This is a genomic window from Paenibacillus sp. FSL K6-1096 (assembly GCF_037977055.1).
GTDB lineage: Bacteria > Bacillota > Bacilli > Paenibacillales > Paenibacillaceae > Paenibacillus_AQ.
This window is the reverse complement of the sequence record NZ_CP150274.1, coordinates 4,172,141-4,197,683: the sequence shown is the minus strand read 5'-3', so window position 1 is coordinate 4,197,683 and position 25,543 is coordinate 4,172,141. Positions and strand designations below refer to the sequence as shown.

General features: G+C 56.3%; 14 protein-coding genes. 4 read left to right on the top strand and 10 right to left on the bottom strand.

Features of this window, described 5'->3' with window-relative positions; translation table 11 throughout:
• Nucleotides 1-181 precede the first annotated feature (181 nt).
• The 4 genes from serS (at nucleotide 182) to MHI24_RS18690 (ending at nucleotide 9,626) form a co-directional block, all read left to right on the top strand.
• A complete protein-coding gene (gene serS / locus MHI24_RS18705) occupies nucleotides 182-1,462 on the top strand; it encodes a serine--tRNA ligase (protein WP_340021035.1) in 1,281 nt (426 codons plus the stop codon).
• Nucleotides 1,463-2,133: 671 nt separating this feature from the next.
• A complete protein-coding gene (locus MHI24_RS18700) occupies nucleotides 2,134-7,257 on the top strand; it encodes an S-layer homology domain-containing protein (protein ID WP_340021034.1) in 5,124 nt (1,707 codons plus the stop codon).
• A gap of 192 nt (nucleotides 7,258-7,449) precedes the next feature.
• Nucleotides 7,450-8,355: a winged helix-turn-helix domain-containing protein gene (locus MHI24_RS18695; RefSeq protein ID WP_340021033.1), complete on the top strand. Its 906-nt coding sequence runs from the start codon at nucleotides 7,450-7,452 to the stop codon at nucleotides 8,353-8,355.
• 5 nt (nucleotides 8,356-8,360) lie between these two features.
• Nucleotides 8,361-9,626: an MFS transporter gene (locus MHI24_RS18690; protein WP_340021032.1), complete on the top strand. Its 1,266-nt coding sequence runs from the start codon at nucleotides 8,361-8,363 to the stop codon at nucleotides 9,624-9,626.
• A gap of 466 nt (nucleotides 9,627-10,092) precedes the next feature.
• Here MHI24_RS18690 and MHI24_RS18685 read toward each other — a convergent pair whose 3' ends face one another.
• The 10 genes from MHI24_RS18685 to MHI24_RS18640 all read right to left on the bottom strand — a co-directional run bounded on the left by MHI24_RS18685 (nucleotide 10,093) and on the right by MHI24_RS18640 (nucleotide 25,530).
• Nucleotides 10,093-10,728, bottom strand: coding sequence for a histidine phosphatase family protein (locus MHI24_RS18685; protein ID WP_340021031.1), 636 nt, complete (start codon nucleotides 10,726-10,728; stop codon nucleotides 10,093-10,095).
• Nucleotides 10,729-11,181: 453 nt separating this feature from the next.
• Nucleotides 11,182-11,985: an AAC(3) family N-acetyltransferase gene (locus MHI24_RS18680; protein WP_340021030.1), complete on the bottom strand. Its 804-nt coding sequence runs from the start codon at nucleotides 11,983-11,985 to the stop codon at nucleotides 11,182-11,184.
• 98 nt (nucleotides 11,986-12,083) lie between these two features.
• Nucleotides 12,084-13,667: a response regulator gene (locus tag MHI24_RS18675; protein WP_340021029.1), complete on the bottom strand. Its 1,584-nt coding sequence runs from the start codon at nucleotides 13,665-13,667 to the stop codon at nucleotides 12,084-12,086.
• A complete protein-coding gene (locus tag MHI24_RS18670) occupies nucleotides 13,664-15,559 on the bottom strand; it encodes a histidine kinase (RefSeq protein WP_340021028.1) in 1,896 nt (631 codons plus the stop codon). Before MHI24_RS18670 ends, MHI24_RS18675 begins: the two co-directional genes overlap by 4 nt.
• A 69-nt stretch (nucleotides 15,560-15,628) precedes the next feature.
• Nucleotides 15,629-17,329, bottom strand: a complete 1,701-nt coding sequence (locus MHI24_RS18665) for an extracellular solute-binding protein (protein WP_340021027.1) — start codon at nucleotides 17,327-17,329, stop codon at nucleotides 15,629-15,631.
• 98 nt (nucleotides 17,330-17,427) lie between these two features.
• Nucleotides 17,428-18,318, bottom strand: a complete 891-nt coding sequence (locus MHI24_RS18660) for a carbohydrate ABC transporter permease (RefSeq protein WP_340021026.1) — start codon at nucleotides 18,316-18,318, stop codon at nucleotides 17,428-17,430.
• A gap of 18 nt (nucleotides 18,319-18,336) precedes the next feature.
• Nucleotides 18,337-19,326 (bottom strand): ABC transporter permease subunit, encoded by a 990-nt coding sequence (locus MHI24_RS18655; RefSeq protein ID WP_340021025.1) that lies wholly within the window; start codon nucleotides 19,324-19,326, stop codon nucleotides 18,337-18,339.
• Between the two features lie 172 nt (nucleotides 19,327-19,498).
• Complete coding sequence (locus tag MHI24_RS18650; protein ID WP_340021024.1) at nucleotides 19,499-20,164, bottom strand: hypothetical protein; 666 nt, start codon at nucleotides 20,162-20,164, stop codon at nucleotides 19,499-19,501.
• A gap of 354 nt (nucleotides 20,165-20,518) precedes the next feature.
• Entirely contained in the window at nucleotides 20,519-23,746 is a 3,228-nt protein-coding gene (locus MHI24_RS18645; RefSeq protein ID WP_340021023.1) for a cellobiose phosphorylase, read from the bottom strand.
• Between the two features lie 440 nt (nucleotides 23,747-24,186).
• Nucleotides 24,187-25,530 carry a glycoside hydrolase family 30 protein gene (locus MHI24_RS18640; protein WP_340021022.1) on the bottom strand — a complete coding sequence of 448 codons (1,344 nt, stop codon included), beginning with the start codon at nucleotides 25,528-25,530 and terminating at the stop codon, nucleotides 24,187-24,189.
• Between the last annotated feature and the right edge of the window lie 13 nt (nucleotides 25,531-25,543).

Genomic DNA, 25,543 nt, shown 5'->3' with positions numbered 1-25,543 from the left:
TCCCTAAGTTTACCGGGTTTCGCCCGTTACCGCGAAGACCAAAGAGGGCCTTATTCTGCGCATTTTGAGTTGTTTGACGGGAATGAGGTCAACCTGGGTGGCACCGCGAGCTGACGCTCCTCGTCCCATGGATGAGGGCGTTTTTTGCGTTTTTTTACCCACACTTAAGGAGCGGATGCAGATGCTGGATATGAATTGGATCAGGGAGAATGAGGAGCTTGTACGGAAGACGGCCGAATGGAAAAGACTGGAGTTCCCGCTGGCGGAGCTCCTGGCATGGGATGACCGGCGGCGCGAGGCACGCCGGGCTACTGAGCAGCGGCGCGCGGAGCGCAACGCGCTGACCAAGGAGGTGGAGCGCCTGCTGCGCCAGGGCGACGCCGCAGGCGGCGAACGGGCGAAGGAGCAGGTGCGGGAGATGGCCGGCGAGCTGGCGAGGCTGGAGACGGGGCTGGCGGAGGCAGAGCAGCGCTGCCGCGAGCTGTTGCTGCTCGCGCCGAATCCCGTGTCGGCGGATACGCCGATCGGACCGGATGAGGGCGCGAATGTGGAGCTGCGGCGGCATGGCGCGCCGCCGGTCTTTGGGTTCCGCGCGCGGGACCATGTCGAGCTCGGAGAGCTGCACGACATGATTGACATTCCGCGCGGCGTCAAGGCCGGCGGGCCCCGCAGCTATGTGCTGAAGGGGGCCGGGCTGCTTCTGCACCTCGCCGTGCAGCGGCTGGCGCTGGATGTGCTGATCCAGCGCGGCTTCACCGCGATGGACGTGCCCGTGATCGTCCGCCCGGAGGCGCTGGAGCGGACCGGCTTCTTCCCCGGCGGCCGGGATCAGACCTACGAGTTGACAGGCGAGAACCGCTGGCTGGCCGGGACCTCGGAGGTGTCGCTGGTCTCGCTGTACAGCGATGAGATTCTGGAGCTGGACCAGCCGCTGCGGCTGGCCGGGATGTCGGCCTGCTTCCGCCGCGAGGTCGGCTCGGCCGGCCGCGATGTACGCGGGCTGTACCGGGTCCACCAGTTCTCGAAGATCGAACAGGTGGTCATGTGCAAGAACGATCCGGCTGAATCGGAGCAGATGCTCCAGGAGATTCTCGGCAATGCCGAGCATATTCTGGAGCTGCTGGAGCTGCCTTACCGGGTCATGGCTGTGTGCAGCGGCGACATGTCGATGAAGACACACAAGCAATATGACATTGAGACCTGGATGCCCGGCAGGGAGGCCTATGGCGAGACGCATTCGGCTTCCAACCTGCTCGACTTCCAGGCCCGCCGTTCAGGCATCCGCTACCGCGATGAGAACGGCCGGCTCCAGTACTGCCACACCTTGAACAACACAGCCGTCGCCACGCCACGCATTCTGATTCCCCTGCTGGAGAACCATCAGCAGGAGGACGGGTCGATCTATATCCCGCAGGCGCTGCGGCCGTATATGGGCGGCGCGGAGCGGATTGAACTTAATTGACCTTCCCCTTACCCACCGTCTACTTCTAGGGGCATTCGGGGGTACCCCGCCCTGAAGCATTCAGGGCATCGGTGAAATTAGGGGCAGTTCTGCCCCTAATTTTTGCCCCTTTTGAGCTTCACACATATTACACACCTACCGCCAACACATTGTAATCGGTTTTTCGCATACATTCGCCCTCTTGCCTCCGCACAGCCCCATTGTATACTGTTTTCCACATACATTCGGCCCTCTTACCCCCGCACAGCTCTATTGTATACTGTTTTCCACATACTTTCGGCCCTCTTTCCCCCGCACAGCCCCATTGTATACTGTTTTCCACATACTTTCGGCCCGCGCACCGTCCGTTTCGTTTGAAGTGGATAAGACGTGCAAGTTGAGTTTGGTTTAAGCGGATTAATGACCATAGTTAACAAACAAAACAACAAAAAACAGCGTTCCCCACACTCAGGAGAAGAACGCTGTTTCAGTCTATAGATAACATGTAGTTTACATCGTTTTCAGAAAATATAGCGATTTACATATAGTTTATATTAAAAATTTATATTCCTTCGTATTTTCATCTATGTTTTTATGCGAATTTAACAAATATTGCCGAAAAATTGCACTAGATTCATATAATCTCTATTATAATAGAGTACGAATGATATTTTATGGGGAGGTATACTCACATGAAACTTTCTTCACAATGCAGGAAGCCGCTAAGTTTATTTCTGGCGGTAGCATTGCTATTAACCGGGATGTTCCCGGCATTATCAACTGGCTATGGGACGGCCTCGGCAGAGCCGGTAATAGCAGCAGACACCACTGCGGCCCCTCAAGCTCCCCCGGTTACTGCATCTCCTGCCTCGGGCACTAAGATCGGCACAGGATCAAAGATCACTCTAAGCACCCCGGTAACGGCAAGCGTGTATTACAGCGTCTACGCTGACAAGAGTACTACTGCGGAAGTGGCCGACCAGTTGTATACTGCCCCGATTACTGTTCATTCCGGTATTACCTCGCTTAAAATTACAGCTTATACCTCATTACCCGATTCTGAGAAAGGTCCAACATCTACTTTTGAATACAGCGTCGCTCCTGCACTGGCAGGTCTGAAGATCAACCAGATTCAGGGCGCAGGACATATCTCCCCTTACGTGGATGCCCTGGTCACTGATGTGAAGGGAATTGTTACCTACATCAAAGATGCGGACAGCTTCTACATCCAATCTGCTGCAGCTGATATGGATAACGATATCAAGACCTCAGAGGCCATCCAAATCTATCAAAAAGGTAAAAGTAGTGCTGTCAAACCGGGCGATGCAGTTACTGTAGACGGCATTGTGAAGGAATTCGGCCGCTCCGGGCAGTTATCCACCACCCAGATTACAGCCAGCCAGACAACGGTTGTCAGCAGCGGCAATCCGCTTCCAGCTCCAACTCTGCTGGGCACCGGCGGACGCCTTATCCCCACAGCGGTGATCGATGATGACGGCCTGAATCCGGCTAAATTCGAGCCGGCCACCGATGCTATAGACTTCTATGAAAGCCTCGAAGGAATGCGGCTGGAGATTGCCAAGCCGACAACCGTGGGCCCGGCAGTCTACTATGCTTCCAGCAGCACCTTTGAGATTCCGGTGGTGACTGTTAACGGTACAGGTAACACAACCGAAGTCACTTCTCCTGCCGGCGGACTGGTACTGACTGGGGCCGATTTCAACCCGCAGCGCCTGATTCTCTCGGTGAAGACCGCCCCGGTGCTCACAACAGGCCAACAATTCCTGGGCAATGTCACCGGTATTCTGACGTATGATTACGGCAAATTCCTGATTTCTACTGAGACAGGCGACCTGCCGGATGTCTCCCCAAGCAAGCTGAAGCGGGAAGTAACGTCCTTCTCCTCCGGAGAACCGGACAAGCTGAACATTGCCTCTTTTAACATAGAGAACTTCTCCCAGCATAATGATCCTGCCAAAATCGCCAATGTCGCCAAGGATATCGTGGTCAATCTCAAAACACCAGACATTATCGGCCTGACGGAAGTGCAGGATAACGATGGAACCGGCAATGGAGGAACGGACGCCAGCGAGAACTACAAAGCGCTGATTGCTGCGATTGAAGCTATTGACGGAGGTGCGTCTAACTATGGTTATACGGATATTGCACCTATAAATAATCAGGATGGCGGCGTTCCGGACGGCAATATCCGCTCCGGCTTCCTGTACAATATGAACCGTGTCTCCCTGAAGCCAGGCACTCCTGGTACAGCCACTGAGGCTGTCAGCTACACTGCTGATTCCGGGCTCAGTCTGAATCCGGGCCGCATTGATCCGGAGAATGAAGCCTTCGTGGAGTCACGCAAGCCGCTGGCTGCCGAGTTTATTTTCGGAGACAAAGATGTCATCGTCATTGCTAATCACTTCAACTCCAAGAGCAGCGACAGCTATCTGTTCGGGTCCGTTCAACCGCCAGTCCTCTCGACCGAAGTCCAACGGGCCAAGATCGCCAAGGTAGTTTGCAGCTTCGCTGAGGATGTGCTGCAAAAGAACCCTGATGCCAATCTTGTCGTGCTCGGCGATCTGAATGATTTTCAGTTCTCTAACACGCTGAATATCCTCAAAGGCAGTGCACTTACGAATCTTGTAAATACCCTGCCGCTGAATGAACGGTATTCCTACAACTTCCAAGGCAACTCCCAGACGCTGGATCATATCCTCGTCAATAACCGGCTGGCCTCTGCCAGCAAGCTTGATATCGTGCATATCAATGCCGATTTTGCAGACCCGGGAGATTATCCGAAAGGTACTGTATCTGATGCAGACGGCATCCGGATCAGCGACCATGATCCGCTGCTTGCACAGATTGATTTCGGTACTACAGATTTCAATCTGCGGGTCCTGCATACGAACGATACCCATAGCCACCTGGAGAACATCACCAAGCGGACCTCCGCCATCAGCAGCGAGCGGACAGGCAATACCGTGCTGCTGGACGCGGGCGACGTCTTCTCAGGAACCCTGTATTTCAACCAGTTCAAGGGTCAGGCAGACATCAAGTTCATGAATAATATCGGCTATGATGCGATGACCTTCGGCAATCATGAGTTTGACATGAATAAGGAGAATCCGGAAACTCTGCGCAATTTCGTGACAGCGGCCAAGTTCCCTTTTGCCAGCTCCAATATTGATTTCACTACGAAGAACAGTGAGCTTGCCGATCTGTATCACGAGATAACAGGTATTCTTGAGACGGATAAGTCCAAGAGTACGGCCAAAGACGGCCATATCTATCCTTCTGTCATCAAGGATGTCTATGGAGAGAAGGTCGGAATCTTCGGCTTGACGACTGAGGATACCGTTGGCCTGGCTTCTCCCGGCGATAAGATTATTTTCAAGGACCATGTAGAAAGTGCAAAGCGGACCGTTAAAGCGCTTGAAGATCAGGGCATCAACAAAATCATTGCCGTGACCCATCTGGGTTACACCGTGGACCAGGAGCTGGCCAAGGCCGTTCCAGGGATCGACATTATCGTCGGCGGACATTCCCATACCAAAATCGACAACCCGCCAACGCCTGTAGTGATTGCAGGTACAGACAAGAAGGTGCTGATTGTACAGACCGGTGAGTACAGCCAATTCCTCGGTGAGCTTGATGTTACCTTCGATAAGGATGGCGAGGTCAAGGCTTACCAGGGCAAATTGCTGGATGTTAACTTGTTCGGTGAGGACACTGTTGCCAAACAAATTCTCGCCCCATACGATTCTGAGCTCGCAGCTGTGCGGGCCGAGAAGGTAGGCCGCTCCGAAGTTGACCTCTACACCAATCGCGACATTGACGGGAAATCCGTCCGCGTGGTGCGTAAGGAAGAGACACCGATCGGCAACATGATTGCAGACAGCATCGCGGAGAAGGTAACCGAGCTGATGCCTAACTTCGTGTCCAAGGAGGACCAGAGTAAGATCAAAGGCGTTGTTGCCATCCAGAACGGCGGCGGCATTCGAGCAGCGATTGACAAGGGCGATATTACAATGGGTGAGGTACTGACCACACTCCCATTCAATAACAGCCTCGTTGCCCTGAAGGTTACCGGCGCGGAGATTATCTCTTCTCTGGAGAACGCCGTCAGCGGCCTGGAAACCGACCAGGGACGGTTCGCCCATGTCTCCGGGATGAAGTACACGTATGATTCGACGAAGAAGCCGGAGATTGTGAGTTCTTTGACCGGTGAAGTGACTCAGACCGGAGAACGTATCATTTCTGTAGAGATCATGCAGGCGGACGGAACCTACCAGCCGATTGATCCGGCAAGCTATTATATTCTGTCGACGAACTCCTTCATGGCAGGCGGCGGAGACTTCTACCGCGCACTGGCCTCTGCCAAGGCAGACGGGCGTTACTATGAGCTGGGTCTGCCTGATTTTGAGGTACTGCTGGCTTATCTGAAAAAGCATGATCCGGTCACCTCCAAGCTTGAAGGCCGGATCACCGATCTGAAGGGAGCGGTTCCGAGTCCTAGCCCGACCGTTTCTCCGACGCCAGCGCCAACTACAAATCCGGGTGGTTCTAATCCTGGAGGCTCCGGGGGAGTGACGCCTACGGCAGCGCCTTCGGCAACCCCTGCTCCTAGCGCGGCAGCGCCGCAGGTAACCACGGTTACAGCAGCAGAGCTTACCGCGAAGCTGGCTGCCCTGCCAGCCAGCTCCAGTGAGCTGGTCATCCCGCTTACTGCTTCCGCAGGCGGAGCACAGGTTGTATTGCCAGGCAGTGTGCTGGTACAGCAGGCAGCTGCCCGTCCGGACACTGTGCTGACCTTCACCTCAACCGGCGGAGCCTCGTACTCCCTGCCGCTGAGCGTTGTGAACGGCCCGGCACTGGCCACGCGGCTTGGTACTGAAGAGTTCACCGTCACCGTCTCGCTGCTTCAGGCAGAACCGGCTGCACTTGACGGTCTGAACAAGGCCATTGCCGCACAGGGCAATGGGATCACGTTAGCCGGGCCTGTGATTGAATTCAGTGTTGCTGCCCAGGCAGGCACCACCAGCGTACCGCTGAACAGCTTCGGCAATACCTATGTGAAGCGGACCCTTACGGCTACCGGAGCACTGAATGCCTCGGGGGCAACCGGGGTCACCTATGACCCGGCCACCGGCAAGCTGAGCTTCGTGCCTTCGGTCTTCGCAAGTCCGGCAGACGGACATACAGAGGTAACGATTAAGCGCAACAGCAACAGCTACTACACTGTCGTACAATCGTCCAAGACCTTCGGTGACACTGCCGGACATTGGGCGCAGGGCTCCATTGAGCTGCTGGCCTCCAAGCTGGTAATTAACGGCACCAGCAATACCGCCTTCTCGCCTGCGCAGTCTATTACACGGGCAGAGTTCGCAACCCTCATCACCCGTTCGCTGAGCCTTGCACCGGCAGCAGCAGGAGCATCCTTCAGTGATGTCCGTGCTGGCGCATGGTACACGGATGCTGTACAGACTGCGGCGGCTGCAGGTCTGATTACCGGCTACACGGACGGCAGCTTCAAGCCGGGCAGCCCGATTACCCGCCAGGAGATGGCGGCTATCCTGTCCAAAGCCATGAAGTTCACCGGCAAGACCTTGACGGATGACCCGGCCGGCCTGGCGAAATTCCGCGATGCGGCAAGTATCCCGGCCTGGTCCAGAGCAGCGGTAGCTGAGATCGCCGCCGCAGGCATCATCCAGGGAACGCCGGACGGTTCGTTTGCTCCGGCCAAGCTGGCTACCCGCGCAGAAGCGGCTGTCATGCTGGAGAAGACGCTGAAGTCGCTCCAGTTCATTAACTAATTAACACAGGCTATCTGCCGCAAGGCGGTACCTGCAGCGTATGATGCGCTGCGGGTACCGCCTTTTTTTGCTTGCTAATTCCTTGTAGTTCATTTATCATAAAACTCATTAACAGTTCTATATTTATAGAACAAATATCTTAAACAGTTGAATACCGATATCGCTTAATCCAACAGAAAGCAGGAATATCATATGGACTACAAAGTAACCATAGACTTCGCGCCCATCTATGAGTGCGTCACCAGCCTGAGTGCGCTGATCGGCAAGCAGAATCATAACGCATTGGATGCCGGGCCCCCTTGGGTCCGCCAGGTGCAGGCACAGTTCGCGCCCGTCAAGCTCCAGAGAATGAAAGAGGTCATGAAGCTTACGGATAATTTCAGCTTGTCTCCTTATATCTGGAGCTGCCCCGGTGAGCGCACTGTAGAACAATTTCTCGGCTGGTTCACGGCGTTGTCTCCAGGAGAACTGTATGAGATTTCCGGGCGCTTCGGACAGAGCGTCCCCGCGAACCTTGCTGAGCTGCGGGATGCTGCCGCTGAAGTGATCCGGGTATGGAATGACGGCTATTTCAAAAGCATAGATCCGGCGATTACCGCAGGACTGCAGCAGGAGGCTACTGCGCGGGCAGCGCTGCTGGACGGCACGAATGATATGGAGCTGTACGAGGCGGCCACACAAGGGATGCGTCTGTACCCGGCAGAGACACTGAAGCAGGTCATTCTTATTCCACAGTATCACGCGCGCCCCTTGGTCATTTCATCTCTCTATGATGAGTATGTATTCACCAGCTATTCCTGTGATGCGCTGCCTCCGGAAGAAGGCCGGCCCTCTGCCGCACTGCTGCGGCTGACCCGGGCGTTGTCGGATGAGACCCGGCTGTTCATTCTCCGGCTGCTTACCGGCAGCCAGCTGAATTTCACAGAGATTGTGAAGGCAGTAGGCCTGTCCAAAAGCACCATCCACTACCACCTGATCGCGCTGCGGGCAGCGGGTCTGATCATTGTGCACAGCAGCGGCAAAAGCACCTCCTACAGCCTGCGGCTGGAGGCGTTGAACGGACTTTCCGGACAAATCGGGGATTATCTGAAGGGGTGATATCTATGCAAAAGCGCAGCTACTACGGGTTGTTATCTACGGTGTCACTCAGCGCCTTCGGCGATGCCTTTGGGCTGCTGGCGATGGAATGGCTGGTCTATGAGCTGACCGGCTCCAAGCTGGCGATGGGAGCGCTGGCGCTCAGCTCCATGATCCCCGAGCAGGTGCTGCGCCTGCTCGGCTCTCCGCTGTCGGACCGGCTGCCGCGCGTCCGGTTCATGGCCTGCCTCGCTTCGCTGCGCCTGCTGGCCCTTCTGCTGCCGCTCTCGCTGGGGCTCGCCGGCCATCTACAGCTCTGGCAGCTGTTCGCCGCCGCCAGTCTGAGCGGCTCTTGCTCGGCGCTGTTCCTGCCGACCGCCATGGCCGTCATCCCCGGTGTTGCCTCCACCGGCAAGCTGATGCGCGCCTTCGCGATCATTGATGGCTGCAAGGGTGCTGCCACCCTGCTCGGTCCGGCGCTCGCCGGCATCCTGACCGCGGCCAGCGGGGCCTTGCCGGCGCTTGGGGTCAACGCCGTCTGTTATGCGGCGGCGATTGCTACCCTGCTGTGGCTGCCCCGGACGGGCAAGCCATCCTCGCCGCCGGCCGCCGGCTTCTCATTGCCCGGCTATCTGCGGGAGGTCGCCGAAGGCTTCTCCTTCTACCGGCAGTTCCCGGCCATGCTGGTCATCATGATGATGGCCGCTGTCAGCAACCTTAGCTCTGTTGCCATCTGGACGATGATGGTCCCATATGTCCGCGAGGTGCTGCACCGCGATGCGGCGGCGGTGGGCACGCTGTCTACGGCTTCTGCACTCGGATACCTGGCCGGATTAGGGATAATCTCGGCCATAGGCGAGATAACGCAGCGGCGCACGGTCATGCTGGGCAGCTTGGGCGTGTCCGGCATCATCACCATGATCTGGGGCTTCATGCCCAGCTACGGCTTTGCCTTGTTTGCCGTATTCGCCGCCGGGCTGATGGGGCCGTTCTTCAGCTCCCTAAGCTCTTCCCTGCACGGACGGCTCGTGCCCGGCCAGCTTCAGGGGCGGGTGAACTCGGTGCGCTTCCTGATCAGCGGGAGCTTATCCCCCATTGGTGCCTTCGCAGCCGGAGCGGTGGCCGAGCTGTACGGGTTCCCTGTGCTTCTGCTGGCCGCAGGTCTTCTACCGGCGCTGTACGCCGGAGTGGCATTCTGCCTGCCTGGCCTGAAGACGCTAGACGGCGACCTGTCTGCGCCGGAGCTGCCAGGACGGCAGCCCGGGAAGACTGCCTTGGCGGGCGACATATAGATGTAGATTGACTGGGTTATTGTACTTTTTGATTAAACCGCAGTGTTGCACTTTCTGCAGGATTTTTCTGTAAAGGTTACTGACTACGGCGAAATGTTGCACAATTTGCAGGAATTCCAACGGGTGGAGCTGCTTAGAGCTGACTTTGTTGCATTTTGTGCAGGATTTCAGCGCCGGTTACTTTTTATGAGCCACAGTGTTGCATTTTGTGCATCAATTCGATGCAGGCCGCTCCAATCAAACCACGGTGTTTCATACGGCATTACCGGGCAGGCCACTCCAATCATGCCTCATTCTCGCATTCCTTGCAGCATCTACACACTGCTCATTCCTGTCAAACACATTCTTGCACTCATTACAGCTCCTCTCCACCGCCCGCCCACGCCAAACAAGCGGTGCGCATCATGCGCACCGCCTGTTTTTTGTCCCTCTGCCACATGCGTGTCCCGGAACCCGGAACCACTCTCTAATCAGCCTCACCCTCACTGGTCACATAATGACTCGTATCCCCGTGCAGCACGATCTCCGGCACGCCGTCCGTGATATCAATTCTGCAGAGGCAGGTAGGGTGGATGTAGGGCAGATCCCATAGCTTCTCCATCGCCCGGCCTTCGTAATAAGCCATCAGCACCTTCACGACCACCGTATGAGTCGCAATCAGGATCGCGCCGCCTTCATGAAGGGCAATCAGCTCGCGCAGCTTGCCGAGCGCGCGCTCCTGCACCTCGGCGAAGGTCTCGCCGCCAGGGATGCTGAACAGCCCGGGATCGCCCCAGAACAATTGATGCTGCTCCGGGTACTGAACCTCCAGCTCCCCGGCGTCCCGGCCTTCCCAGATGCCCAGGCGGATCTCTTTGAATTCGTCGAAGGCGGTCAGCGGGATATCCCGCTCGCCCCGGATAATCTCTGCCGTCCGCAGCGCACGCGGGCTGGAGCTGGCGTATACCGCATCCAGACGGACATCCTGCATCGCCTTGCCCAGCCACTCTGCCTGCTGCACCCCCAGCGGGGTCAGCGGCGAATCCTGATGGCCCTGCATCCGCTTCTGCACATTCCATTCCGTCTGCCCGTGTCTGGTAATATACACTGTAGTCGTCGTCAAATTCCGATTCCCCTTTACCCAATATGTATCGTTGATTTCATCATCCTTGTCCGATATTACACCAGTAGCTCATCAGATCTGAACGTGTGAGAATTATTTGAACTAATGGCTTGCTGAGGGTTTATCTAGCCCCGATTAGGCTGCAAGGGATAGTCTTAATTGCAATTTGTACAACTAAATCGCCCTATGTGCCGCTCAATCTCCGTTTAGTTGTATTTCCTGCAATTAGAATGCCTCTAGTTCTGGATTTTCGCCCATCCGGGCAAATTTAGTTGTACAGACTACAATTAGGAGAGGAAGTTAACCCGTTCCCCTGTTTTTAGTTGCACAGAATACATTTATCCCTGTTTTGCGCTACGAACCCAGCTTCATCCCTTACCACTATTACGGAATGAAATCACTTGTTTAATTCTGATGGTCTACCGGCATGTCCCCAGCCGACTCCCGCAGGGTCTACCTGCGGTGCTGCTCCAGCCACTTCACGCCATAATCGACAATCTCCCGCTGCGGAACCAGCTGTGCTGCCGATGCAGCCACATGTCCGCTTACAATCCGCCCGGTCTCCCGGCCGAAGTCCGCGCCAAGCTGGGCGAAATCATCCGAGTTCCAGTTATAATCCTTGAACTCCACCCATTGTTTCACCCCATCCACCATCATCGGCGCGCCCGCCATGACCTCCTGCTTCCCGGCATAATCTGCCCGGTGCTCCGCCAGATGCAGCGAGGTGTTGTTCCCATGGTCCACACCCAGCAGCAGCACACTGCCGCCCAGCTCATAGATCCGGGCCAGCGGGGACTGCTCCCCGAAGGCATATTCCAGGCCGTGCCCGTCAATGATGGCATCCCGGTGCTTCCCCCAGGCGGCAAAAGAGTCAATCGGATGGCTGCTGCGCCGCACGCCCTTCTGCTTGCGGAAGCAGTCAGGGATAATCCCCATCCCCCTAACCGGCGTTAGGTCCGGGTCATACGCCGGCATATGCTCCCGGATACCCGGCCACCAGTCCTCCGGCACCGGCGGCCGGCTCCAGCCGGACGGATCGGTCAGATCCGCAGACTGCGTCGGCATGACCAGCGTGCCTTCTTCACCCAGCACCTGCTCCAGCGCCAGAATCACGGCAACCGGACCGCCGGCCACCCACTGTCCGAGTGACTTGAAGGAGGAATGCAGCAGGATCGTCATTCCTTCCTGCACGCCCAGCCGCCGGAAGTCGGCGGCAAGCATATCTGCAGTAATCAATGTTCCTTGTAATTCTTCCAAGTGTAATCAGCCTCCTAACTTCTGTCTATCCCCATCATAGATTAGAACTGGCAGTCTTGCCACCCGGCCCTTCACGATCGTCCGTCTCCCCCAGCAGCTTAAGACTCCTCATCGCCAGCCGGACCGGAATAACGCCCCAGCAGCAGCTTCGCCCGGTATTCTCCGGGGGAGATGCCCTCCAGCTCCTTGAACACCCGCGTGAACTGCTTGCTGTTCTCGAAGCCGACAGCCTCCGAGACAGAGGCCAGCTTGATCCGGTGATCGGCGAGCAGCTCTTTGGCGTGGCGGATGCGGACTTTTTTGAGATAGAGCACGAAGCTCTCCCCGGTGTAAGCCTTGAACGCTTCGCTGAAGTAGGAATAGTTCAGGGACACATAGTTGCTGACCATCGCCATATTGAGCGGGCGGCTGTAATTCGCTTCAATGTATGCCAGCGCTTCCTCCATGTCGGCATGCTCCGTATGAGCCGATTTGATGCCAATTATATAATCGTTCACGCTCAGGAGCAAATGCTCCAGCGTCCGGTAATAGTCATGGAAATGGCGGAAGTTATGCAGATTCCCCACCAGACGGTAGAGCTTCAGCACCTCCACCGATGCCTCGCCGTGCGCACGGAACACCTCATCCAGCACACGTTCATTAATGCTCCGGCCTACGTTCTCCAGATAACTCAGATCCAGATGAGGCAGATGATCGGTCTGAAAAATAACGCCAAGCAGCGCCTTAATCTCCTTCTCCCGGTCCGTCCCCAGCATATTGAGCAGCTTGCGCAGCTCCTCCTCCGGAGCAGGGAAGCTCAGCCGCCCGGACTGTATCTCAGTGTAATCCACGAAGCTGGCCTGCGGGGACAGGAAGGTGTATTCCAGCGCCCGGCAGGCTTCCAGGTAAGCGGCGCGGAACTGTTCCGCCTGAAGCGTCTCCCGGCTGATCCCCAGCAGCAGCCGCTTCAGCTCCTTGGCTCCGGCCTTCCCGGCCAGCTCCCGGAAGCGTTCCCCGCTGCCGGCCAGCACCAGCCGCCCCTCCCCGTCCGTCAGAATCTCCGCGAAATGCTGCTCCAGCGGTCCGGCCAGCTGCTCCAGCAGACCCTGCACCTCGCCTGGCTTCATTCTCGTGCCGTCAGAGTGATAATAGTTCAACACGCCTACGGTAAAAGGCACTTCCAGCGCCGCCAGCTCCTGCTGCTGGGCAGCAGACACCTCTCCCTCCTGCTGCAGCAGGAGACCGCGCAGCCGGGCTGCCCGCAGCTCGCGGCGGTAGCTCTCCGCCTCCTCCTGCTGCCTGCGGCTGCTGGATTCCCGCTCCGCCCCCTCCGCTGCAATCCGTTCGAGAATCCCGAACAGCTCCTCCCGGCGGATCGGCTTCAGCAGATAATCCTTGACGCGGTAGCGGATCGCGCTTTTGGCATATTCAAAGTCATCATGTCCGCTGAGGATCACCACCGCCGGAGCCTCCCCCGGCCCCGCCTCCGCAGACAGCTGCGCAAGCATCGTCATCCCGTCCATAATCGGCATTCGGATGTCTGTAATAATTACGTCTTGCCGCTGCTGCCTGTACAGCTCCAGCGCCTCTGCCCCGTTCCCCGCGAGCGATACGGTGTAGACAGACGGGTATTCCCGTTCGATCATCGCCTTCAGGCCCTGACGGATCATCTTCTCATCATCTACAATCAGCAGATTAGTCATAGTTGGTTGTCCCCCGTCAATAGAACTTTGGGCAGTGACATGTAGACCGCAGTCCACTTCCCTGCCTCACTCTGCACCTCCAGCCCGTAGGCTTCGCCGTAGAACAGCTGCAGGCGCTGATGCACATTGCGCAATCCGACGCCTCCTGCCTTACGCCCGCCGGTACCGGAAGATTCTGCCGCACCTCCAGGCTCTTCCTTCGCATAGATCGCCTCATGCAGCTCGGCCAGCCGCTCCGGGGTCAGCCCGAGGCCATTGTCGCGCAGGACAATGAAGAGATCGCCCTCGGCTTCGGTAACATCAATCCGTACAATACGGTCCGTCAGCTCCACCCCGTCCGCATTCCAGGCATGCTTCACACTGTTCTCCACAATCGGCTGCAGCGACATCTTAAGCACCTCTACATCCAGATACGCACTGTCGATATGAAGCTCCAACTGAATGGTGTGTTCGAACCGGATGTTCATAACCTCAATATAATTCTCGATGTGGCGGAGCTCGTCCCGCAGCTTCACATATTCACCGCTCCACTTGAAATTATAACGCATCATCCCGCCCAGCCGGGTAAGGGCATCGGAGATCGTGCGCTGATTCTCGATTTCCGCCAGCATTTTGATATTCTCCAGCGTATTGTAGAGGAAGTGGGCATCGATCTGATTATGCAGGGTGCGCAGCTCCGCCTCCTTGGAGAGCGCCTGCTTATGCACCGCCTGGGCCACCAGCGTGTTGATCGTATTCAGCAGCTTCGAGAAATGATGCGCCAGCTCCCCGACCTCACCGCCACCGCTGACTCTTATGCTGCCGTAAGGCTCACCTCTGCGGACCTTTTTCATCGTCTCGGTCAGGCGGCGGAGATTCTTCAGGATGAAGGCATTCATAATATAGGCAATGACGGTCACCAGGAAAATAAAAACGATATTTGCCCCGATAATCAGGTTGCGGGTACGCGAGATATCCGTCATCAGGCCCTTCATCGAGACCACCGTGACCAGGGAAGCGTCGATCTGCTCCAGCGGGGCCTGAATCAGCAGGAACGAATTCCCGTTCTCCTGGTACTCCATCTCCCATCCGCCGGTCTTACGGTAGATTGCCAGCCGTTCTTTAACCGCCGCAGAGAGTCCCGGATTCTCCTGCAGGAAGGAGTGGTCTGTCCGGGTGAACAGGTTCAGCTCCTCATCCGCGATCATCATCTGCGATTCATTGTCCTGCACAGAGGTGAACGCCTTTGGCGCGAACTTGCTCAGCAGCATATCGACCTGGACCATCCCGACATGATGCCCCTTGGGAATGCTGACTTCCTTCAGCAGCGACACCTTGGCCGGGCCAGCCTCCACTTCCCCCGCATAGCGCTTCATAAGGTCGGGATCCCGCTTCTGAAAGGACCAGTAATGCTGTCCCTCCATCTGCAGCGCTTTTTGAAACCACGGTTCCATCGATACCCGGTCATCACTGAAAATAACCGGCCACAGCTCATGCACATTCTTGTTGCTGGAGAACAGCCGCAGATGCTCAATATTCGGATTATTGAATTGCATCTGGCTCAAGCTCACAAAGGTGGTTGTATTAAAATCAATCAGTTCCCCGAGCGAAGGCTCATCCTCACTAACCAGATAGCTCTCCACCCCTTTATCCGTGGAAGCCATCTGGGCGACCCGTTCCATCGCTTCAATTTGGTTCAGCACATACAGCTTCTCCATCTGCAGCAGATAGCTGTTCTTCTCAATCGAATCACGTTTATACGTATTATTGATCGCTCTGTACGAATAGAGGGACACCAGCAGGCTGGGTCCCAGAATAATGAAGATATAAGCCGCAATCAGCCGGCTCTGCAGCGATCTCCGCCCCCACCAGTAGCGGAAGGAATTCCATAATGCCCCTGTTCGTTCGCGCATGTTCACCTCGCACAAGTTGAAAACCCAAAAGCCCGCAGGTCGCGGGCAATTGGGCCATATTCATTAAGCTTACATTCCAAGCTTCTTCTTGTTCTCTTCATATTTGGTCTGGCGGTAGGCATCGAAGGTAGCCTGGCCGTCTTTTTCTTTCTTCTCCAGATAATCAGACCAGATCTTGTCGAATTCAGCATCAGACTCGGCCATCAGCAGCTTCGGCAGCGTTTTGCCGCGCAGCTGTTTCAGCTTGGTAGCGATAATGCCTTCCGGCGAGTTGCCTGTCGGATCGATCAGCTGGAATTCGGAGGTGTTGATCGACTTGCCCTTTGTCCAGTCTTCCAGTTGCTTGTAAGGCTCAACCGATTCCGGCTTCCATTGGTCGGTAATGTTGGTGTTCTGCATCATCCAGAAGGTGAATGAAGAACCGTACTTCTTATCGAACGCTCCGCGGTCGGAGTTCATCAGCTCCAGCGCTTCAGGCAGGAATTGGTCCTTGCCGTCAATTGTATCATAGCTGACCCCTTTTTCACCCAGGAAAAGATCCTTTTGGCCTTCTTCACTGTTCAGGTAGCTGAGGAACTTGATGGCACGCGCTTTATCCTTCACGTTCTTGGAGATCAGGGTCACTGTCCAGCCGGAGATTCCGGGACCGTTCAGAGCCGGCGGGTCCATCTTGCTGTTGGCCGGGCCGTCTACGGCAATGTACACCTGCTCAGGATTCTTCTGGAAAATCGTACCGAGCTGCGAAGCGAAGTCTGTACGCTGATACAGCATGGCGAAGTAACGTCCCTGTACGATCTTCTCTTCCATCTGTGCACGCTTGTCAATGAAGATATCCTTAGCCAGGAGTCCATCCTGGTTCGCCTGGCGGAGGGTCTTCATCCAGCGGACATACTCAGGATCCGTCTCACGGTCATACACCTTGCCGTCCTTCTCCCAAGGGATGTTCAGGAAGTTCTGAATGTAGCCTTCTAGCGAGTCGTTGCCGTTCTCGGTAAACTCATGCAGACCGAGCGGAATCAGCGGCTGGCCGTTCACCTCAGGGAACTTCTCCTTCGCAGCCTTCAGCGCAGCGAGGAAGCCTTCAGGTGTGCGCATATCCGGGCTGCCGATCGCTTCATAGATATCCTTGCGGACCGCAAAGGTCTGGTTGGATACATAGGTATCGCCATATTGCTTATAGTCAGCCGGGGAGGATGAAGAGTTCGGATAACCGTACACATTGCCGTCCGGCTGAGTGTACCAGCCCAGCTTATCCTTATCCGATACCTTGTAGAAGTACGGGTCATATTCATCGGCCAGCTTGTTCAGCGGCAGGACCAGATCGCCTTCAATCATTTTTTTGATCGCATCTTCCCAGTATCCCAGGGTAATGAAGTCCGGCAGCTTGCCGGATGCAATCAGCGTGTTCAGCTTCTCGTTCTCATTGCCTGCAGGTACGATGAAGTTCAGATTAACGCCAGTCTTCTTGGTCACATATTGGGAGGTCGGGTCTACACCCCATTTGTTCGGGAACCAGGCAAAGTTCAGATACCAGTCAAACGTAATCGGTGATGTATCGCTCTTCCAGCCCGGTTCATCGGCTGAAGCCGCAGGCGCCGGTGTTGCAGCGTCTGTTGCAGGTGCCGCCGTAGCCTCCGTGTTCGCCGGCTTATTGTTCCCCGTGTTTCCGCCCGCGGCGTTATCCTTGCTGCCACAGCCCGTAACAGAGAAGGCCATCATGAGTCCCAAGAGCATCAGGACCGTTTTCTTCGGCTTATGTTTCATGCCCATTTGTTTACCCCTTTTCTAGATCATAATATTTATAAGCTCAACCCCGTAGCCCTTAAGACACCCGGGCGTTGGAGGAGTTACCTGTGGCTTGCCGATGCTTAGCCCTTGATCGAGCCAATCATCATGCCTTTGACGAAATAACGCTGCAGGAACGGATAGACGAACACGATCGGCAGTGTGGTCACGACCATGGTGGCCAGCTTAATCGACTGTGAGGTGACCGTTCTTGTGGCCGCGCTGCCCTGGACCGCAGTCATCATCGTATTGGAGCTGGACTGGGCCACGACCCGGAACAGATAGGTCTGAATCGGCTGCAGATCCACGTTGTTGATGTAGATAATCCCGGTAAAATAATCATTCCACTGATAAACCCCGTGGAACAGCGCGATGGTGGCAATAACCGGCATGGAGACCGGAAGCACAATCCGCAGCAGAATCGACCAGTCGTTGGCCCCGTCAATCCGCGCCGCCTCATCCAGGCCATCCGGAATTTCCCGGAAGAAGGTCATGAAGATAATGAGGTCGAAGAAGCTGAACATCACCGGGATGATATACACCAGGAAGTTATCGAGCAGATGCAGGTCGCGGTTCAGCAGGAAGGTCGGGATCAGCCCGCCGTTGAAGAACAGGGTGACCGTACCGATCAGAATGTAGATTTTGCCGCCCACCAGATCCTTGCGGGATAGAGCATACGCGACCATTGCTGTGAAGAATACATGCACGGCCACACCGACTACTGTCTTGGCTACGGTAATGGCCATCGCCAGCATAATGCCGGGGCTTGCGAAGACCGCCTCAAAGTTCTTCAGGGTGAACATCCGCGGCCACCAGTAGATTCCGCCCAGCATGGCATCATTGCCGTCATTGAAGGCGTTGATCAGCACATACCAGATCGGGTAGAGCGTCAGGAAGCAGATGCAGAGCATCACCAGGTTGTTAATGCTATCGAATAAGACTTCGCTTTTGGTTCTGCGATTGAGCGCAAACATAGATTGTTCCTCCTTGTCCTAGAACAGCGACGTGTCGTTGATTTTTTTGGATACCTGGTTCGCAATCAGCAGCAGGATCAGCGCGATAACTGCCTTAACCAGGGTGACCGCCGCAGAATAGGAGAAGCGGTTGGAGACGATACCTGTCTGATAAATGTAATAGTCAATGACGTTAGAAGCGCTGTCATTCAGTGAATTGCGCAGCACCAGAATCTGGTCGAAGTTGGAGCTGAGTACGCCGCTGACCGCCAGAATGAACAGAATGCTGATGGTGGCCCGGATGGCCGGCAGCGTAACATACCACATTTTCTGGAACCGCCCGGCTCCGTCAATCGTCGCCGCCTCATACATCTCAGGAGAGACACCGGCGATCGCCGCCAGATAGATAATGGCTGACCATCCCAGCTCCTTCCAGATGTCAGAGGAGATAATAATGGTCCAGAAGTATTTCGGCTCCGCCAAATAGGTAATCGGCTGGTCAATGATATGCAGTGCCATCAGGATATTATTGATAATCCCCACATCGGCGAGCCAGGTGGCGAGAATTCCGCCAAGCACCACCCAGGAGAGAAAATGCGGCAGATAAGAGATCGTCTGAATCGCCTTCTTGTAACGGAGAGAACGGACCTCATTCAGAAACAGCGCGAATATAATCGGCAGCGGGAATCCGACCAGCAGCTTGATCAGACTGATTCCCAGCGTATTGTAGATAACGTTCGGCAGATCGTCGTCGTCCAGCAGTTCCCTGAAATGATCCAGCCCCACCCATGGAGCTTCAGCAATCGACTTGACGATGTTATATTCCTTGAAGGAAATAATCAAGCCGTAAATCGGAATGTAGTTGAAAATAATCATCCAGGCTACGCCGAGCAAGGCCATCGTCTGCAGATGGCGCTGGGCTAAGAACTTCCGCCAGAGCGAATGCTTGCGGCCTGAACCGGTTTCGATTGCAGCGGGAACGAGCTGCCCCATCACCGGACCGGGCTTGGTGTTACGTTTGTTCTCCATCGTGTGGACCTCCAAAATACCTATCGTTTATGGTTTGAAGCGTTTTCATCTCTATGTATGTATTGTATGCCTTTTGTTCATGCGCTAAAAGGTTTCAAATTTCGTATTAGGGGGCTCATATTTCGGCTTGGACAGTTCTTCAGAGCTCCCCAAGCCGAAACGTTTACACCTGTTACACATGCAGAACCGCATTCTCCTCCGACAATACGATATAGTCGCCGATCACACCGTCCTCAAAGGCGGGCTTGCGCGGCTGGCCGTTTCCCATCGGCGGCAGATCGGGATGGTATTGGTGGAATACCAGCCGGTGCGGCACGTCCCCCTGAGTCAGCTCAAGCTGCAGCTCCTCATCTGTCAGACGGACAGCGGTCACCAGACCTCCGGTTACGATCCCGGTCAGCTCATCCCACTGCTCTTCCTCAGGCTCGCCTGCCCAGCTCGATAGCCACGGCCGGTGGCTCTGGTTGTAATTCAAATGGCATTCAATCACTCTGCCGTCCAGAAGGATATATTGGCCCGATGCCCAGACGGCATACACCAGATACTGTCTAACGCCTTCCTTCTCCAGCAGCAAGCCGAAAAAACCGGGCCCGCCCATGCCATAGGTGCCCAGGTGGGTAGAGAAGCCCATAGCCCGGCTGCCCAGCAGCGAGTCCGTGTCTATCTCGCTCACGGTCTGAGGTCTGGCGGTCATCATCGCCTCGCCCTCCTCAGCTTCATAGTGGAAGTCCCTGAACGTACTCTCTTCCGTCCAGCCTTTGGCCTCCCACGCCTCCCGCTGCGCGGCTGGAATAATCATCGAGTATTTCTCAATCAGTCCCATTTTCAAATCGCTCATTATTGATGATGCTCCTCTCGTGTTAACAGATGTATATCCAATTATTATAAACTAACTTTGGGCCTGGTGAATTTGCGCCTATGTTGGAGTCTGTGCCAGCCTATACTCCCCGCAGCTACCTAATGTGTTCGGTTTTTCGCATACATTTAGCCACGAGCCTTCCCGCGAGCCGATTGTGTTCGGTTTTTCGCATACATTTAGCCACAAGCCTTCCCGCGATCCTAATGTGTTCGGTTTTTCGCATACATTTGGCCACGAGCCTTCCTGCGAGCCGATTGTGTTCGGTTTTTCGCATACGTTCCAGACAAACAGCAAGGAGGCCCCCGCAAGGACCTCCTCTCATCCGCTATCTATTTAGTTCATAACCGCCTGGATCGCGGCGATCTCCCCGCGCCGCAGAGCCTCGGCATCGGCACCGCGCAGCCGTCCGCCGGATACTGTGCGCTCTTCGCCGCTGCGATAGCTCAGCTTCAGCTGCTGAATCGCCGCCTTGCCTTCGCCGAACGTATCGGCATGACGCGGATTCACATACGTCACCTGCGTTCCGCCCAGCAGCGTGAACGAGACCTCTCCCTGGGCATCGAACAGCCAGCCGGGCAGCGCCGGATGAAGCGCCGCAGTCAGCTCCCCGTCTTCCATCGCGAACAAGTGGCTGCCGGCCATCATCGTTCTCCACATGCTCAGGAACTCCGCCGTAGATCCGCTAAGCCGGGCCACGAAGCCCCGGCCATGTGTCGCCGGATCAGGGTTGCCGCCAGTGGAGATGAACGAGGAATTCTCCAGCGTGCTGCGTCCGTATACCTCAGGATCAAGGAACGGAATCAGCGAGGTCTTCAGCTCGCTGTAGAATTCTTCATACAGCCCCGCCTTCAGCAGCTCCAGCAAATATTTGTAGGACATATGCAGGAAGTTGGATTCCCGCTCCTGCCATCCGGCGGTGAAGGCCCGGATACGGCCGATCTCATGCCCCTCTGCTTCGAGGGATACCGAGGTCCGGTACATCTGCGTGACCGGATCGAACAGCCCGCTCTGCTTCACTGTGTTGTAGATTTCCCTGGCGGTCTCTTCGTTGTCCAGGGTTTTGAGCCAGCGGGTCGGCCCTTCCAGGAAATACGGCAGCGGGGAGCCCTCGAATTCCTCCACCACGGCCTTCGGCAACCCATAGCCGCTGATAACCGGCTGACCCGTTTCATCTGTCACCGGCTGGAAGCGGACAGCCTCGAACCGGAAATAGGTCGGAACCAGTCCGCCGCCCATCTCCACCGCACGCGCAATCCCCTGATCCGTCTTGCGCAGCCACTGCTCCACCATTCCGCGAATCACCTCAAGGGAAACTTCGCAGGTCTCTCCCGTGATCCCGAAGCGAACGGATGCCCGGTACGCCTCACGCGCCGAAGCTACGCGGTCCCAATAAGGGAACTGGTCCAGCGAGCCGTCCAGCACTTCCGTTACCGCATCGCCGACCGCTGTCAGCAGCTCCGCGATCTCCACCGGAAGCACCACAGCAGAAGGCAGCTCCGCTCCGTTCTCCAGTGCTTCAAGCATGAACACCAGCATCCGCTTCAGCTCCAGCGTCTCGCTCATGCCGGAGCCCATCAGGCCCGGCAGCCCGTTCATCGCATCATTCCAGCCCGGCTTGTTGGCCTCCATCTCCACGCCCATGCCGTAAGGGTCAAGGGTGGCGAATTTGTTCAGGGCGAGCGACAGCATTTTGACGAACAGGCTGGTCCGGTAGATCTCCCCGTGTCCGCCCTCCGTCCGCAGCCAGTGGGTATCCGCAGCCTTGCGCTTCAGCTTGTGCAGCTTCTCCTCATCCTCCAGCAGTGCCCCGAATTGCCGCACCTTGCCGCCGCTGATCACATATTTCTCGCTGCGCGGCAGCACATACGCCGGACTGTCATAGAACGCATAGGTCTCATCTCCGAACAGCAGCTCCGCCCGGCGCTCCGGGTAGATGTCCAGGTAGCCTTCCACCAGATCGAGGTTGTACGTCCAGTGGTCGGACCAGAAGCCTTCGCCGAAGGCGGCCTCGATGTTCTGCTGCGACAGGGCAAGCACCCCGCTGAGGAATTCCTGCTCGCTGACCTTAAGCGTAAGCTGATGATCGGCAATGTAGTTAATCAGACTGCCCGGGGTGAAGCGCCCGGCCAGCAGCCGTGCCAGTCCGGCATCCTGCTCCGCAAGCGCTCCGGCCAGCCAGCCCTTGAGCTGATCCGCCGCATCCGGCAGAATCTCAAAGGTTGTGCCCTGCACACTGAGCGGATTATAGCCGTCTGCCTGAATCAGGCTGTAGAACATCTTGATGTTGAAGCTGCCCACCTTCGGATGGAAGAATACATCGCTCCGCCGGTTCTGGTTCATATCGCGGAAGTTCCCGTTGCCCTGCGAATAATATTCGGGTGCCAGCGAGAAGAAGTTGTAATCCCGTTCCATATCGCCATGCTTGCGGGAGTACAGATGCACGACGAAGCCCTCTTCCCCGTTGTCAAAAATAAACGGATATCCCCCGCGCAGGAAGTTGTCGAGATAGGACTGGCGGCAATAAGCATCGAAGATCGGCGAGGAGGTGCGGGTGGCAATATCCGCTGTTAATTCCTCGGTCAGTGCGGCAGCCTCCTGCGCTTTGACTTCAAAATACGCCTCACGGCTCAACTCCTCCGCCCGCCGGTTGATCCGGGCGATATCGTTCACATGCCCGATGATCGTGTTCAGCTTAAGCGAAGCTCCCGGAGCGAGCGTCCGGGCAGCGCCGCTGAACCCGCACGGCACCTTGTTGGCCGGATACTGCGCCTGTGCCAGCAGCTCGGCCAGCGGGAGCGCCGCGAAGCGGTCCGGGTAGGACAGCGACGTATTGCTGCCGAAGATCACTTCGTAGTCCACCAGCGGACGGAGCAGCTCTCCTTCGGCAGTGGAGGAGAGATAGAAATGCCCGCTCTCAATCGTGCCGATTTCAGCATCGTCATTCGTGCCGGAGCGCAGCTTGTAGAACGGGATGCCGTTCTCCAGGTTGAACACATCCATCCAGCTGCGCAGCAGGTTGCCCATCTCCTTATAACCGCCGTTCGCTACACCGAACGGAAGCACCTCAGGCAGGCCGTCCAGCAGCTCAAGCTCCAGCGCAGCACCGCCAATGTTCCGGATCTCCACCTGGCGGATCAGCGCCGCATAATCATCGCCCGGCAGATTGAAGTAGTGGACCTTGATTTGCAGCCCATGCCCGGCATGGGACTCCTCGATGGTCAGCCCGTTCGGCAGAATCGTCATCTTCCGCTTGGCGGCCGGGTCCGGGTGTGACGATTGGAACGGCTCGTAGATTTCCGCTGAACCCTTCAGCTTAATGAAGGTGCGGAAGCCGGTGGAGGTGACATTCTTGTAGGAGATATTGGCCGGGGAGAATTCCATAATCGGCGAGTTTTTGTCGCGCACCCCAAAGCTGCTGATCCCCTGTCCGCGGTTCACATAGAACGTCCACATCGGGACCCCCTTCAGTCCGGCCAGGCCGGGCAGGAAGCTGGCGAACGGCTTGCCTTCATGAAACTGCTCAATAACAAAAGCACCTGAATCGAAATAATAATTGCTCATGCTTAATCCTCCTAGTAAATATTACTGTAGTAAACCGCCCAATGCCCAATAGGGAACAGGTGTGGAATTATGGTATCCATACTGAGCGGCAAAGGCGATGTTCTGCCAAACGAAGCGGCCCCAAGCTCGCTAGTCCGTTATTCGGTTACGTCCGTTGAGGCCAATAAGTCTGTATACCTGTTAACCCTCCGGGTGATTGCAGTTCGTGCAATAGAATCGGCTTTTCCCGGATGGAAACAGCATTCTGTTGTATTTCATACCGCAGATTTCCGGTGTACTGCCTTAAGACGCCCCTTCCGCCAAATTCTGCTGTACAAAGTGCAATCGATCCAATTTCGCAACCAATAAATGAGTTTTCTACTGTACAAAATACAATCGGCGGACAGAGACGGGGCGGCGAAAAAAAATAAAACGTCTACCTCGCCGCCCCCAACCCTGCCCTAACCCAGCGTAATCACATGTGTGGCAATCGAATGCGCCGGCAGCACACATTCAGCGGTCTCGCCCTCCAGCTCTAGCGTGAGCGAACGCTCTTCATCGCCTTCGTTCATCAGCACCACCGCCAGGCTGCCGTCCGGGTTACGGAACGCCGCCGACAGCACCTCTGCCGCTTCCGACTCCAGGCCAATACGTACTGCGCCCGGGGCGATGAATTTGCTGAAATGCCCGATGTAGTAGTACGAGCTGTTGTAGTGCACCTCATCGGTGTTCGTATCGGCAATCACCGGAGCGTCGCAGAGATTTCCCACATGGTTCGGTCCACCGGTCTCATCCAGCACCAGATTCCAGTCCAGATACCCCTCCGTCCAGGCGTTCAGATCGCCGATCATATTCCGCCCGTAGCGCTCCCCTGTGAACCATTCGCCCAGACGCACGCCGCCCTCCTGGCAGCCTTCGGTGAACAGAATATGCTTATCCGGGAACAGCTCATGCACCTGCTCCACCTTGCCGAACTCCTCACCGCTGTACCAGTGAATGCCCGTTCCCCACACATATTGGGCAGCTTCCGGGTCAGACAGGACCGGGGTCACCCGCTCCACCATAATGTCGCGGTTATGATCCCAGATGACGATATTCACATCGTCCATTCCAGCATCGCGGAGGGCGGGGCCGAGATGGTTTTTGACGAAATCCCGCTCTTCCTCGGCACTGTACACACAGGAGTCCCACACCTGGACCGCCGCCGGCTCATTCTGCACCGACACTGCCCAGACCGGAACGCCTTCCTTGCGGTAGGCCTCGATGAACCGGGTGTAATACCGTGCCCAGACGGACGCATATTCGGGCTTCAGCGAGCCGCCGTTATTCATCTCCCCGTTCGTCTTCATCCAGGCGGGCGGGCTCCACGGGGAAGCCAGCATCGTGAATGTTCCGCCGCGCTGCTCCATCGCATCCTTAATCAGCGGCAGCACCCATTTGCGGTCACGCGAGATATCGAAGGTCTTCAGCTCCGTATCCCCCTCTTCCACATAGGTGTAATTGCCGAGCGCGAAGTCGCAGCTATGGATATGCACACGCCCCATGGTGTAATTCAGCCCGTCTACCGGGTGAAAATACCGCCGGATCACCTCCGCCCGCTTCTGCGGGCTCATCCGCGACAGGGTATAAGCCGCTGCCTCCGTGAACGCGCCGCCGAAGCCGATAATCCGCTGATACTCCTGCTCCGGGTGCAGCTTGAGATGGGCCGCTGCCGCCGGGACACCGGTCTTGAAGCGGATACCTTTCTTGGGACTCAGGCGATCCGCCGTATCTTTGGCGGTGACTACGGTTTGAACAGTTGTCATGTCGATCACTCCT

Excerpts from the sequence above, each read along its gene's own strand:
- serS (WP_340021035.1), top strand. The coding sequence starts at position 182 with ATGCTGGATATGAATTGGATCAGGGAGAATGAGGAGCTTGTACGGAAG.
- MHI24_RS18700 (WP_340021034.1), top strand. The coding sequence starts at position 2,134 with ATGAAACTTTCTTCACAATGCAGGAAGCCGCTAAGTTTATTTCTGGCG.
- MHI24_RS18695 (WP_340021033.1), top strand. The coding sequence starts at position 7,450 with ATGGACTACAAAGTAACCATAGACTTCGCGCCCATCTATGAGTGCGTC.
- MHI24_RS18690 (WP_340021032.1), top strand. The coding sequence starts at position 8,361 with ATGCAAAAGCGCAGCTACTACGGGTTGTTATCTACGGTGTCACTCAGC.
- MHI24_RS18675 (WP_340021029.1), bottom strand. The coding sequence starts at position 13,667 with ATGACTAATCTGCTGATTGTAGATGATGAGAAGATGATCCGTCAGGGC.
- MHI24_RS18670 (WP_340021028.1), bottom strand. The coding sequence starts at position 15,559 with ATGCGCGAACGAACAGGGGCATTATGGAATTCCTTCCGCTACTGGTGG.
- MHI24_RS18665 (WP_340021027.1), bottom strand. The coding sequence starts at position 17,329 with ATGGGCATGAAACATAAGCCGAAGAAAACGGTCCTGATGCTCTTGGGA.
- MHI24_RS18660 (WP_340021026.1), bottom strand. The coding sequence starts at position 18,318 with ATGTTTGCGCTCAATCGCAGAACCAAAAGCGAAGTCTTATTCGATAGC.
- MHI24_RS18655 (WP_340021025.1), bottom strand. The coding sequence starts at position 19,326 with ATGGAGAACAAACGTAACACCAAGCCCGGTCCGGTGATGGGGCAGCTC.
- MHI24_RS18650 (WP_340021024.1), bottom strand. The coding sequence starts at position 20,164 with ATGAGCGATTTGAAAATGGGACTGATTGAGAAATACTCGATGATTATT.
- MHI24_RS18645 (WP_340021023.1), bottom strand. The coding sequence starts at position 23,746 with ATGAGCAATTATTATTTCGATTCAGGTGCTTTTGTTATTGAGCAGTTT.
- MHI24_RS18640 (WP_340021022.1), bottom strand. The coding sequence starts at position 25,530 with ATGACAACTGTTCAAACCGTAGTCACCGCCAAAGATACGGCGGATCGC.